Source organism: Streptomyces tricolor (assembly GCF_002155905.1).
In the GTDB taxonomy this organism is placed as follows: Bacteria; Actinomycetota; Actinomycetes; order Streptomycetales; family Streptomycetaceae; genus Streptomyces; species Streptomyces tricolor.
Genome location: NZ_MUMF01000062.1, coordinates 1 through 12,792, shown reverse-complemented (window position 1 = coordinate 12,792; position 12,792 = coordinate 1). Strand labels below are relative to the sequence as shown.

The following is a 12,792-nucleotide window of genomic DNA, read 5'->3' as shown; positions in this document are numbered from 1 at the left end:
CCCGGCCGGCCGGGAGAAGCTGCACTGGATCGGCCGCACCGAGGCCTTCGCGCCGATGGAGTACTCCAAACTGGGCCTGGAGCACTTCACGCCCGACTACACGCGCTACTTCCACGCCCTCGCCGAGCCCGTCCGCGACCGGCTGGTCGCCGCCCAGTGGCAGCTGTACAAGGGCATCGACGCCGGCACCCTCGCCGCCATCCACGACGAGCTGTACCGGCGCAGCCTGCACGGCGGCTGGCCCGACGCCGTCCTCACCCCCGGCGTCCGCGTCCGCACCGCGGGCCGGATCGCCACCACCCAGGTCGAACTGCATCTGGAACACCTCCAGCAGGGCAGCCGCTCCCGGCTCACCACCGACGCCGTCGTCCTCGCCACCGGCTACCGGGGCCGCCCCCTCGACCGCATCCTCGCCGGCCTCGACCCCTACATGCGCCGCGACAGCAGCGAACGTCCGCGCATCGACCAGGAGTTCCGGCTCGTCCTCGACCCCTCGGTCACCGGCTCGGTCCACGTCCAGAACGCCGAACTGCACACGCACGGCGTCGGCGCCCCCGACCTCGGCCTGGCCGCCTGGCGCAGCGCCACCATCCTCAACTCGCTCACCGGCAAGGAGCCGTACCCGCTGCCGCCGCGCACGGCCTTCACCTCCTTCGGACTGGAGCAGCCGGCCGCCCGGGTGCCACAGGCCTGGCGGCCGGAACGGCTCACACCGCTCGTCGAGGAAAGGTGAGCGGCGAACCGGACCAGGCCCGCCGACGGCAGCGGCGAGGCTCTAGAACACCGGCTTGCCGTCGCGCACCAGCTTCCAGTCCACCGACGCGAAGTCCTTCGGGTCCAGGACACCCTTCGCGGTCACCCACTCCGCGATCCGGGTGCGGATCTCCGTCGACTCCGACCACAGCTCCTTGGCGGCGGCGACGTGCGGGAAGGCGCCGCCGCCGTTGGCCCGGTAGTTGTTCACCGCGAGGACGAACTGCTGGGCGTCGTCCAGGGCGGCCCCCCGGAACGTCAGGTTCTTGATCCGCGACCCGGCCGGCTGCGCGATGTCGATGTCGTACGACAGGCCCGAGACGTAGTCGTAGTTGTAGTCCGGGCGACCGCCGGCATTGGTCAGCTTGTCCGGGTCCACCGTGGCGCCGGCGGCCGTCTGGACGTAGTACTCCGCCGAGTACTCCAGGTAGGCGCGGACCTGGGCGCCCGTCAGCAGCTTGGCGACCAGCGTGTTGTCGTAGACGTACAGGCTCGACAGATCCCGGATGGTGACGTCGCCGGCCGGGATCTCCGAGGTCCGGGAGAACGGCGAGGCCTGGGCGAGCACCGGCAGCGAGGCGTACTCGGTGCCCGCGAGCGCCGCCTTCACCACGTCCTCCTGGACCTTGGTGATCAGATCGATGATGGGAGCGTCCCGGAAGCGGGCCTCGACGGTCGTCAGGGTCTCGGTGGCCCGGCCCACGACCTGGTTGACGTACGCGACCACCTTCCGGTGCTCGTCGCCGAGCAGCTTGGTGATCTTCGGGTCGTCGGCGACGGAGTTCGAGTTGCGCAGCGAGGCGGAGACCTTCTCGACCTCCCAGCGCCCCTTGCGGAACACCAGCTCGATGTCGAAGAGGGTGAGCCGCTCGGCGTAGCACAGCGGCTCGGACAGCACGACGGTCCTGCCCGTCTCCTCGTTGACGACCTTCAGCTCCGGGATCTCCACGTGCGCGTGCCCCACCAGGATCGCGTCGATGCCCGGCACCTTCTTGGCCACCTCGGCCGCCGCGTTCTCCACGTACGGCACCTGGTCGCCGTACGACGACGTGCCCGAGGTGCCCGAGTGCGCGGAGACGACGACCACGTCGGCACCCATCGACCGCAGCTTCGGCACCCACAGGGCGGCCTGCTCCACCAGCCCCGGGAACGCCAGCTTGCCCTGGACATAGGCCTTGTCCCAGATCGCGATGCCCGGGTTGGTCAGACCGAGCACGGCCACCTTGACCGGCTTGGCGCCCGGCACGTGGAACTTCTTCATGAAGTACGGCGGGAAGGCGGGCCGCAGCGTCTTCGCGTCCACGGCGTTGGCGCCGAGCAGCGGGAAGTCGAGCTGGTCCTCGAACCTGCGCAGGGTCTCGATGCCGTAGTTGAACTCGTGGTTGCCGAGGGCCGCCGCGTCGTAGCCGATCGCGTTCATCGCCTGCGCCATCGGGTGCACCGGGCCGCCCTCGGCGGTGATCGGGTCGACCTTGGCGTAGTAGTAGGTGAGTGGGGTGCCCTGGATGGTGTCACCGGCGTCCAGCAGCAGGGTGTTGCGCCGGCCCTTCTCCTTGCGCACCTGCTCGACCAGGGTGGAGATACGGGCCAGGCCCATCGCGTTGCCCGCCTTGTCGGCGTACTCCGCGTCCTTGAAGTAGTCCCAGTTGAAGACGTGCCCGTGCAGGTCGGTGGTGCCCATGACGGTCAGGGAGTGCCGCTTGACCGGGTGCCCGGGCTTCCGGCCCTCAGCCGCCTCGGCCGCCGGAGCCGCCGCCGCACCGGCGATCGCCACGCCCGCTCCGGTGGCGGCGGACTTCTTCAGGAACTTCCGGCGGTTGAACGGCATCTCTCGGTCTCCTTGGCGGTGTTCGAACAACGCGCGTAGATTCTGACCTGAGCATGACGTTCGGCAACAGGTCCGGCAGGTTGCGATCTGGTGACCATCGCTCAGAGGAGCGGACCCCCGCACAATTCAACAGTTGTCAATAACCCTTTGCCGAAAGTCTGTTGAGTAGTCATACGACGCCGATTCTCTACCCGCGGGTAAGCCATAGGCTCGACTCATGCGCCGAGCAAAGATCGTCTGTACATTGGGGCCCGCCACCGACTCGTACGACCAGATCAAGGCACTGGTCGAAGCCGGAATGGACGTCGCCCGGTTCAACCTCAGCCACGGCACGCACGCCGAGCACGAGGAGCGGTATCAGCGCGTACGAAAGGCGGCCGACGAAACCGGCCGCAGCGTCGGAATCCTCGCCGACCTTCAGGGTCCGAAGATCCGGCTCGGCCGCTTCACCGAAGGACCGGTACTCCTTGAACGCGGCGACACCTTCACCATCACCGTCGAGGACGGCGTCGAGGGCGACCGCCACCGGTGCGGCACCACCTACGCAGGCCTCGCCGCCGACGTCACCCCCGGCGACCGCGTCCTCGTCGACGACGGCAAGGTCTGCCTGGAGGTCACCGACGTCGACGGCCCCCGCGTACACACCCGCGTGGTCGAAGGCGGAGTCGTCTCCGACCACAAGGGCCTGAACCTCCCCGGCGCGGCCGTATCCGTCCCCGCCCTCTCCAAGAAGGACGAGGACGACCTGCGCTGGGCGCTGCGCACCGGCTTCGACGTGATCGCCCTCTCCTTCGTCCGCAGCGGCGACGACGCCGCGGACGTGCACCGGATCATGGCCCAGGAAGGCCGCCGCCTCCCGGTGATCGCCAAGGTCGAGAAGCCGCAGGCGGTGCAGAACCTCGACGGCATCGTGGCCGCCTTCGACGGACTGATGGTCGCGCGCGGCGACCTGGGCGTCGAGATGCCGCTGGAGCAGGTGCCGATCGTCCAGAAACGCGCCATCACACTCGCCCGGCGCAACGCCAAACCCGTGATCGTCGCCACCCAGATGCTCGACTCGATGATCGACAACTCCCGGCCGACCCGCGCCGAGGCCTCCGACGTCGCCAACGCGGTCCTCGACGGCACGGACGCGGTCATGCTCTCCGGCGAGACCAGCGTCGGCAAGTACCCCGTCGAGACCGTGCGCACCATGGCGAAGATCGTCGCTGCGGCCGAGGAGGACATGCTCGCGGGGGGCCTGCCGCCGCTGACCGAGCGGACCAAGCCGCGCACCCAGGGCGGCGCGGTCGCCCGGGCCGCCGCCGAGATGGGCGACTTCCTGGGCGCGAGGTTCCTGGTGGCGTTCACCCAGTCGGGAGACACCGCCCGCCGCCTCTCCCGCTACCGCTCCCCGATCCCCCTCCTGGCCTTCACCCCCGAGCCGGCCACCCGCTCCCAGCTCAGCCTCACCTGGGGCGCGGAGACCTTCCTCGGCCCGCACGTGGACTCCACGGACGCCATGGTCGACCAGGTGGACGAGCTGCTCCTGAAGTACGGCCGCTGCCGGAAGGGCGACGTCGTGGTGATCACGGCCGGCTCCCCGCCCGGCGTCTCCGGCTCGACCAACATGGTCCGCGTCCACCACATCGGCGAGGACGACAGCCCGAAGTGACGGACGGCCCCGCTCAGTGCTTGGGGCCGACGTGGGTGTCCATGAGGGCGACGGAGGCCTTCTTGGCGACGGAGATGTTGTACTCGTACCGCTTGCGCTCACCGGCGACCACACGGGTCGTCCAGTTGGTCATGCGGCAGCCGTCGGAGTGGATGAGGCCCCGGATGAAATCCCAGGGGTGGGCGTCGACGATGGCTCGCTGCCAGGCTTCCAGAACGATCGGGCGCTCGTGCTTCTTACCGGGGGCGTGCTGGGGGAAGAGGCAGTGCACGTGCTTCGAGTAGACCTTCACATTGCTGCAACCGGTTCTGCGGACCCGGCAGAACCCGTGCCGGGAAGACTGCGAGCATCGCTGTCTCACAGGCGTCCATGAGACCCGGCCATGACTCAGTGCTGTACACAATCTCGTCCAGCTTCCGTCCGTGGCACTGCGGGCAGGAGGGTTCGTGGCGGCCTGGGCGTTCACCCCGCTTCGCCCGGTCCATATGCTTCCGATAGCCGACCGTCCCCACGGGTACGTTCAGCTTGCGGGCCATCGGCATTCTTCGCATCGCCGCGCAGCAGACTGAGCGCCTTTTGTCGTACCTCTGTGCCATGGAAGTTCATGCGGCCATCCTGAGTCACCGAAGGCGGCCGTATACGGCAAAAAGTGGAGGATCACGCGAGCGTGATCCTCCACTTAAGGCTGTGGTGCCCGGTGTGGGATTCGAACCCACATGCCCAAAGGGCACGGCATTTTGAGTGCCGCGAGTCTGACCAGTTCCTCCAACCGGGCAAGCTGGGAAGCCCTGGGAAGTGTACCGGTTCACCGCGCGTCCCCGCAGCTAGGTACCCTGCTGGGAGCAGAGCCCCTGCCCCGTACCAAGGAGCCTCAGTGACTGCCCCCGAGTCGCCCCAGCCCGTAGACGTGCCCGACGACGACAAGTCGCACGTGCCTCCGCTGACGACCCGTGTCGTCATCGCCGAGGACGAGGCCCTGATCCGGCTCGACCTGAAAGAGATGCTGGAGGAGGAGGGGTACACCGTCGTCGGCGAGGCCGGGGACGGTGAGCAGGCCGTCGAGCTGGCTCGTGAGCACAAGCCGGACCTGGTCATCCTGGACGTGAAGATGCCCAAGCTGGACGGCATCTCCGCGGCCGAGAAGATCGCCGAGGAGTCCATCGCGCCGGTCCTGATGCTCACCGCCTTCTCGCAGCGCGACCTCGTCGAGCGCGCCCGGGACGCGGGTGCCATGGCGTACCTGGTCAAGCCGTTCAGCAAGAGCGACGTCGTTCCGGCGATCGAGATGGCCGTCTCGCGGTTCACCGAGCTGAAGGAGCTGGAGAAGGAGGTCGCCGACCTCACCCAGCGGCTGGAGACCCGCAAGCTGGTCGACCGCGCGAAGTCGATCCTCCAGACCGAGTACGGCCTGACCGAGCCGGCCGCCTTCCGCTGGATCCAGAAGACCTCCATGGACCGCCGCATGTCGATGCAGCAGGTCGCGGAGGCGGTCATCGCGGACAACGAGGAGAAGAAGGCGGCCAAGAAGGGCTGAGCACTTCTCGTACGACGAGGCCCGCGCCCCGGAGAAGGGGGCGCGGGCCTCGTCCGTACCGGAACGGGTCAGTCCTCGCCCAGGTAGGCCTTGCGGACCGACTCGTCGTGCAGCAGGTCCCGCCCCGAGCCGGACAGGACGATGTTGCCGACCTCCATGACATGACCCTGATCGGCGAGGGAGAGCGCCGCCTGGGCGTTCTGCTCGACGAGCAGGATGGTGGTGCCCTGCGCCTTCAGCTCGGCGATCGTCGCCATGATCTTCTGCATCATGATCGGCGACAGGCCCATCGACGGCTCGTCCAGCATCAGCAGCTTCGGCTGGGACATCAGCGCCCTGCCCATCGCCAGCATCTGCTGCTCACCGCCCGAGAGGGTGCCCGCGGCCTGCTTGCGCCGCTCCCCGAGGATGGGGAAGAGGTCGTAGGCGCGCTGGATGTCCTTCTCGATGCCCGGCTTGTCGTTGCGCAGGAACGCGCCGAGGCGCAGATTGTCCTCGATGCTCATGCGCGGGAAGATGTGCCGCCCCTCGGGGGAGTGGGCGAGGCCCAGCGAGACCACCTGGTGGGCCGGGATCTTCTTCAGCGATCTGCCGTTGAACCTGATCTGTCCGCCGACCGGCTTCAGCAGCCCGGACAGCGTGCGCAGGGTGGTGGTCTTGCCGGCGCCGTTGGTGCCGATGAGGGTGACCACCTGACCGGCCTCGACCTTGAAGGAGATGCCCTTGACGGCCTCGATCTTGCCGTAGGCGACCCTCAGGTCCTCGACTTCCAGCAGTGCGGTCATCGGTCGTTCTCCTTGCCGGGCGCGGCGTCGTTCGTGGTTTCGGCGCGCGCGCCGGCGGCCTCGGCCGTGGCCTCGGCGTGCGCCTCGGCGGCCTCCACCTCGGCCACCTCCTCGGCGCCGGGCGCGTTCTCGAAGGGCTCGCCGAGGTAGGCGGCGACCACGCGTTCGTCGCCCTGGACGGTTGCGCTGTCGCCCTCGATCAGCTTCTCGCCCTGCACGAGCACGGCCACGCGGTCGCACAGGTTGAAGATGAAGCGCATGTCGTGCTCGATGACGAGGACGGCGATGCCCATGTCCCGGATGGCGAAGACGAGTTCCTCGGTGGCCCGGGTCTCCTGCGGGTTCATGCCGGCCGTCGGCTCGTCGAGCAGCAGCAGCCCCGGTTCGCTGGCGAGGGCGCGCGCGATCTCCAGTTTGCGCTGCTCTCCGTAGGGCAGGTTGCGGGCGAGGTGGTCGGCCTTGTGGTCCAGGCCCACGAAGGCCAGCAGTTCCATGGCCCGTTCCTTGGAGGCGTTCTCGGCCTTGTGGAAGCCGGGGCCGCGCAGGACGGCCGACCAGAAGCCCTCCTTGGTGCGGGTGTGCCGGCCGACGAGCACGTTCTCCAGGACGGTCATGTTGGCGAAGAGCCGGATGTTCTGGAAGGTGCGCGCGATGCCGGCCGCGGTGACCTTGAAGGACTTGGGCGGCAGGACGGCGCCCTTGTAACGGACCTCGCCCTCGGTGGGGACGTACAGGCCGGTCAGGCAGTTGAAGAAGGTGGTCTTGCCGGCGCCGTTGGGGCCGATGAGGCCGACGATCTCGCCGGCGCCCACGGTGAGGTCGACGCCGCGTACGGCGGTCAGGCCGCCGAAGCGCATGGTCACGCCGCGGGCGTCGAGGACGGTCTCGCCGGGTGCGGCGGCGCCGGGGGTGGCGCCCTTCGTGGTGGTGTCGGTGGTCATGGTGGTCAGGCCCCCGCCTTCGTCAGGAGGGTGGGCGCTTCGGCCTCTTCGTGGAATTCGAGCTGGCGGCGCCGGTTCGGGATGAGGCCCTCGGGGCGGAAGCGCATCAGCAGGATGAGCGCGAGACCGAAGGCGAAGAGCTGGTAGTTGCCGAGGAACTGGAGCTTGTTCGGGATCAGGAAGAGCAGGGCCGCGCCGATCAGCGGACCGCTGATGGTGCCCATGCCGCCGAGGACGACCGCGGCGAGCAGGAAGGCCGAGTTGGGCGGGATGGGGCCGGCGAACAGGTACTGCTCGGGTGTCACCGTGTAGGTGACGTGGGCCTGGACGGTGCCCGCGAGGCCGGCGAGCGAGGCGCCGACGGCGAAGGCGATCAGCTTGACCCGGAAGCCGTTGATGCCCATGGCGAGCGCGGCGGTCTCGTCCTCGCGGATGGCGACCCAGGCGCGCCCGATGCGGGAGTTTCCGCTGCGGCGGAAGACCAGCACCACGACGGCGGTGATGATCAGCATCAGGAAGAAGTAGTTGGCGAAGCGGCCGATGGTGAAGCCGCCGAGGTCGTGCTGGGCGCCGAAGTCGAAGCCCAGGACGTCGAGGTTCGGGATCGAGGAGACGCCGTTGGAGCCGTTGGTGAGGTCGGGTCCGGAGGTGCCGTCGAGGTTGTTCGCCGTGATGCGGAAGATCTCGCCGAAGCCGAGGGTGACGATGGCGAGGTAGTCGCCGCGCAGCCGGAGTGTCGGGGCGCCGATCAGCACGCCGAAGACCAGTGAGGCGGCGGCGCCGACGAGGACGGCGGCCCAGAAGGGGAAGTGCACGTCGAACGGCGAGCTGGGGGAGCCGGAGACCAGGGCCGCCGCGTAGGCGCCGACGCCGAGGAAGGCGACGTAGCCGAGGTCGAGGAGACCGGCGAGGCCGACGACGATGTTCAGGCCGAGGGCGACGGTGGCGAAGATGAGGATGTAGACGCCGATGGTCGCGTACTGGTCGTTGGTCTGGGTGAAGGGGAACAGGGCCGCCGCGACGAAGGCGCCGCAGATGGTGATGTTCTGGTGCCGGGAGGCGATCTGCGAGGCGTGGGCGATCAGTCCGGCCTTGTTGAGGGCGGCGAAGCCGAAGCCCGCGGTGATCAGGAAGCCGATGAACAGCTCGTCGTACTCGGTGCCGATGCCGTAGGTGAAGACGACCAAACCGAGCGCGAGCATCGCGACGATGAGCAGGATCTCCGCGTAGGACGACAGGGCGGGCACGGGCCGGGGCGAGCCGGCGGTGAAGACCGCCTTGAGGGTCTCCCACTGGTGGCCGGCACCGTGCTTGAACTTCTCCCAGCCGGTGTCGTCGGGGTCGATCGGGTCGGGCTCGGGCCGCTGGAAGGGCAGGGCCAGGGCGCCGGCGAAGGCGGCGAGGCTGGCGACGGCGACGAGGAAGCCGCCGGGCTCCAGGTTGACGAGTCCGCCGAGGTCGACACTGATCGCGAGGACGGTGTACCAGCTGGTGGCGAAGGTGGCGAGGGTGGCGAACTTCAGGGCCGCGTCGCCCCCGGCGGGCACCAGCCAGCCGAGGCCGCGGACGCCGTAGGAGGCCAGCGCGAAGACGGTGGCGAGGAGCGCGCCGACGAGGACGAGGACCTGCAGGCCGCCCGGGTAGCCGTAGAAGGTGAGGTCGCCGGGGAAGTCCGCGGTCCAGGTCCAGGCGAGGAAGGTGGAGGCGGCCGTGAGCACGCTGCCGCCGAGGGCGAGGGCGCGGGCGGCCTTCTCGGGCAGGGGCAGCAGGCCGGACGGGGCGTCGGTCTTGCGGGCGCCGGGGGTCTGGGGTGCGGTGGTCTGTGTGGTCATCGGTCTCACGCCCTGTCCGCGACGCGCTCGCCGAGCAGGCCCTGCGGCCTGAACAGCAGTACGAGGATGAGGAGTACGAAGGCCCAGACGTCGGCCCAGGACTGGCTGCCGAACTTGTCCATGCCCGGGATGTCGGCGATGTAGGCGGTGGCCAGGGTCTCGGCGACGCCGAGCACCACGCCGCCGATCATGGCTCCGTAGATGTTGCCGATGCCGCCGAGGACGGCCGCGGTGAACGCCTTGAGACCGAGGATGAAGCCCATGCGGAAGTTGATCTCGCCGTACTTGAGGCCGTAGGCGACGGCTCCGACGGCGGCGAACGCGGCGCCGAGCGCGAACGCGATCACGATGATGCGGTCGGTGTTGACGCCCATCAGCTTGGCGGTGTCCGGGTCCTGCGCGGTGGCCTGCATGCCGCGGCCGGTGCGGGTCTTCATGACGAAGTAGGCGAGGACCGCCATGCTGATCGGGGCCGCGGCGACGAGGAAGATGTCACCGGTCTGGATGGTGACGTTGCCGATCTCGAACGGACCGCCGGCGATCTGCGGGAAGGTCCGCGCGGACTTCGCCTCGGGGTACCAGGCCCACACCGCCTGCTGGAGCGCCAGGGAGAGACCGATGGCGGTGATCAGGGGTGCGAGGCGTGGGGCGGTGCGCAGGGGCCGGTAGGCGAACCGTTCCGCCCCGACGGCGATGGCGACCGCGACGACGACGGCGCCCATGATCATCAGCGGCAGCGCGATCCACATGCTGGTGCCGCCGGGAAGCCAGAGCCAGACCGTGAGAGCGCCGAAGGCTCCCGTCATGAATATCTCGCCGTGGGCGAAGTTGATGAGCTGGACAATGCCGTAGACCATTGTGTAGCCGATGGCGACCAGCCCGTACATGGATCCTAGTAGCAGGCCGTTGACCAGCTGCTGCGGCAGTTCGTTCACCGCATGTCCTCCGAGCGTTCGGAAAGTGCGAGGGATGTGGCCGGATGCGAGTCCGCGCGGGGCGCCAGTGGAACAGCGCCCCGCGCGGCTCTTGAGTGGGTCAGGCGTGGATCAGCCGGTGTAGGTACCGGACTTGACGGGAACCCAGGCACCGTTCTTCACGGCGTACACGGTCAGCTGCTTGTTGGTGGCGTCGCCGTACTCGTCGAAGGAGACCTTGCCGGTCACGCCGTCGAAGGACACGCTCTGCATGGCCTCGGTGACCTTGGCGCGGGCGTCGGTCGGCAGCTTGCCGCCGTTGGCGTCGACGACCTTCTTCACGGCCTCGATGATCGCCCAGGCGGAGTCGTAGGCGTAACCGCCGTAGGCGGAGTACTCCTCCTTGTAGCCGGCGGCCTTGTAGTCGGCGACGAACTGCTTGGCGGAGGGCAGGTCCTCGACCGGGGCGCCGACGGACGTGGCCAGGTCGCCGGTGGCCTCGGCGCCCGCCAGCTTCATGAACGTGTCGTCCTTGATGCCGTCGCCGCCCACCAGCGGGATCTTGGCGCCGGCGGCCTTGATCTGCTTGCTCAGCGGGCCGGCCTGCGGGTACTCGCCGCCGTAGTAGACGACCTCGGCACCCGAGTTCTTGACCTTGGTGGCGACCGCGGAGAAGTCCTTGGCGTCGGGGTTGATGTGCTCGGTGCCGACCACCTTGCCGCCGAGCTTCTTGAACTCCTCGGTGAAGGTCGCGGCGAGGCCCGAGCCGTAGGTCTTCTTGTCGTCGATGACGAAGACCTTCTTCTTCTTGGCCGTGTTGTAGACGTACTGCGCGGCGAACGGGCCCTGGATGGCGTCCGTGGTCGAGGTGCGGAAGTACGACTTGTACGGGCGGACCTTCTTCTTCTGCCAGTCCGCGCCCTGGGTGAGGGCCGGTCCGGTGTTGGCCGGGGAGACCTCGACCAGCTTGTTGTCGTCGAAGACCTTCTGCATCGACTCGGCGACGGAGGAGTTCAGGGGGCCGACGACACCGAGAACTTCCTGCTCCGAGACGAATTTCGAGGCGTTCTGCTGGCCGGCGGACGGCTGCGCCTGGTCGTCGAGGGCCTCGATCTTGAAGGTGACGCCCTTGACGAACTCCTTCTTGTTGGCGTTGCGCACGGCGAGGTCCGCGGAGTTCTTGATACCGAGGCCCATGGCGGACAGGTCGCCGGTCAGCGGGGCGTCGACGCCGATGACGACGGTGGTGCCGTCGCCGTTGCCGGAGTCCGAGCCCTTGTCGCCGCTGTCGCGCGAGCCGCAGGCGGTGAGGGTGAGCGCTCCCGCCGCCAGCGCGGCGGTGATGGCGATAAGCGAACGTTGACGCACGATCAGTCCTTTCCCCAGGCACAACCGCCTCCCCGTGGAAGCGGTCGAGTCGCGCGCCGCGCTGAATTGGACAATCCGAAGGCGCGGTGACTGGCCGTGACTCTAAGCGTGTGTGGGGAACGTGGAGGAGTGTCTGACCGAGGCTGTGACTCTCTTGTTATGACACGACGTAATGCAGAGCGGTACTCGGTGGGGTGGAAGGTGGAATTCAGGTGGATTCGCTCCGTCCACATTCTGAGAACTCGCAGGACTCGGCATGATCCATCCAGGCGTCTCAGCTGTTTTGGTGATTACCGAGATCTGTTGCTGCAGGCTACTTCCAGCGCCTGGGAGAGGTCCTGTGCGTAGCGCGGGCCGAGGATGAAGCTCTGCGTCTGTATTGCGCGCGTATTACGCAGAGTTACGTCCAGGAAAGGGAGTTCGGCGTTCCTGGGGGCTTTTTCGCATTCCGTCACGTGCATCGTTATTGTGATCTTGCGGGCCGAATCGGCCGGGGTCCGGAACGGAGCGGGCGGTTCCGTGACCAGGGACAACGCCGCGTACGGCTGGGTCACGCGGGTCACGGTGACCGGCGGCCCCGAGGCCACGCTCAGCAGGACGGTGAGGCTGAAACTGCGCGGTGGGGCGCCCGCCGGGGCGGGCCGGGCGCCGAGGTAGGTCACGTCCACCGCATGGACCGGGTACGGCACCTGCGGGTGCGGGCGCCGCGTGGGGGCCGGCGGGTGCGGGCGGGTGGCGTAGAGCGCGCCGCCGCCCAGCAGGACGGCCGCGGCGGCGAGGGACAAGGCGGTCCGCCGGTGGCGGGCGCAGCGGCCGGCCAGGGCCGCGCGTGTCCGGCCGGCATGGCCCTTCTGCCGCGGACCGTCCCACGCGCGCGTGCCCTCCCCGGGCTCCGGCGGACCGATGCCGCTCATGCCCAGGGACCTCCGCTCGGGGTCCCGTGCCGGTAGCGCTCGGTACACGCGTGGCGTGCCCGACGGTCGATCAACTGGCCTGCCGCTCTTGCTCCTTGGCGCTCTCTCACGGCCCGCGCGGCGGCCACGACGTCCCTGAGGATCTCGTACTGCCCGTGGGACAGGCCCATCGACTGGTAGTCGCCGTAGGTGTCGCCGTCGAGAACTGCACGCGACCAGGAGGAGACGAGCCGGGCGCACAGGTCGGCGTCGGAGGCCGGCTGCGCGGG

At 68.8% G+C, this 12,792-nt stretch carries 11 protein-coding genes, 1 tRNA gene and 1 pseudogene; 3 read left to right on the top strand and 10 right to left on the bottom strand.

From position 1 onward, the window contains the following. The coding region (locus CCN44_RS05215; protein ID WP_158103071.1) for a SidA/IucD/PvdA family monooxygenase at positions 1-733 on the top strand (733 nt) is incomplete at its 5' end. Positions 734-775: 42 nt separating this feature from the next. Here CCN44_RS05215 and CCN44_RS05210 read toward each other — a convergent pair. Further along, on the bottom strand, positions 776-2,581 hold the full coding sequence (locus CCN44_RS05210) for a bifunctional metallophosphatase/5'-nucleotidase (protein ID WP_086696973.1): 1,806 nt from the start codon (positions 2,579-2,581) through the stop codon (positions 776-778). Positions 2,582-2,798: 217 nt separating this feature from the next. Here CCN44_RS05210 and pyk point away from each other — a divergent pair, with 217 nt between their 5' ends. Beyond that, the gene (pyk, locus tag CCN44_RS05205; RefSeq protein WP_086696972.1) at positions 2,799-4,235 is read left to right on the top strand and encodes a pyruvate kinase; all 1,437 of its coding nucleotides are present in this window, start codon (positions 2,799-2,801) and stop codon (positions 4,233-4,235) included. A gap of 13 nt (positions 4,236-4,248) precedes the next feature. On the opposite strand, the pseudogene CCN44_RS05200 reads toward pyk, so the two are convergent. Together CCN44_RS05200 and CCN44_RS05195 are read right to left on the bottom strand one after the other, a co-directional pair. After that, a pseudogene (locus tag CCN44_RS05200) lies at positions 4,249-4,841 on the bottom strand (helix-turn-helix domain-containing protein). Positions 4,842-4,923: 82 nt separating this feature from the next. Next, positions 4,924-5,010, bottom strand: a tRNA-Leu gene (locus CCN44_RS05195). A 99-nt stretch (positions 5,011-5,109) separates the two neighbouring features. On the opposite strand from CCN44_RS05195, the gene CCN44_RS05190 reads away from it, so the two are divergent. Beyond that, entirely contained in the window at positions 5,110-5,769 is a 660-nt protein-coding gene (locus CCN44_RS05190; protein WP_059248761.1) for an ANTAR domain-containing response regulator, read from the top strand. 68 nt (positions 5,770-5,837) lie between these two features. Here the strand turns inward: CCN44_RS05190 and CCN44_RS05185 are convergent, their stop codons facing one another. From CCN44_RS05185 to CCN44_RS45430, 7 genes are all read right to left on the bottom strand, one after another. Beyond that, positions 5,838-6,554, bottom strand: a complete 717-nt coding sequence (locus CCN44_RS05185) for an ABC transporter ATP-binding protein (protein ID WP_059248760.1) — start codon at positions 6,552-6,554, stop codon at positions 5,838-5,840. Beyond that, positions 6,551-7,495, bottom strand: a complete 945-nt coding sequence (locus tag CCN44_RS05180; protein ID WP_059248759.1) for an ABC transporter ATP-binding protein — start codon at positions 7,493-7,495, stop codon at positions 6,551-6,553. Before CCN44_RS05180 ends, CCN44_RS05185 begins: the two co-directional genes overlap by 4 nt. 5 nt (positions 7,496-7,500) lie before the next feature. Continuing rightward, positions 7,501-9,327: a branched-chain amino acid ABC transporter permease gene (locus tag CCN44_RS05175; RefSeq protein WP_059248758.1), complete on the bottom strand. Its 1,827-nt coding sequence runs from the start codon at positions 9,325-9,327 to the stop codon at positions 7,501-7,503. A 5-nt stretch (positions 9,328-9,332) separates the two neighbouring features. Next, positions 9,333-10,262, bottom strand: coding sequence for a branched-chain amino acid ABC transporter permease (locus CCN44_RS05170; RefSeq protein WP_059248757.1), 930 nt, complete (start codon positions 10,260-10,262; stop codon positions 9,333-9,335). A gap of 111 nt (positions 10,263-10,373) precedes the next feature. Next, the gene (locus tag CCN44_RS05165) at positions 10,374-11,609 is read right to left on the bottom strand and encodes a branched-chain amino acid ABC transporter substrate-binding protein (RefSeq protein WP_059248756.1); all 1,236 of its coding nucleotides are present in this window, start codon (positions 11,607-11,609) and stop codon (positions 10,374-10,376) included. Between the two features lie 290 nt (positions 11,610-11,899). After that, positions 11,900-12,523 carry a hypothetical protein gene (locus CCN44_RS05160; protein WP_059248755.1) on the bottom strand — a complete coding sequence of 208 codons (624 nt, stop codon included), beginning with the start codon at positions 12,521-12,523 and terminating at the stop codon, positions 11,900-11,902. Next, on the bottom strand, positions 12,520-12,792 hold a 273-nt coding region (locus tag CCN44_RS45430), incomplete at its 5' end, for a hypothetical protein (RefSeq protein ID WP_107502046.1). The genes CCN44_RS45430 and CCN44_RS05160, both read right to left, overlap by 4 nt.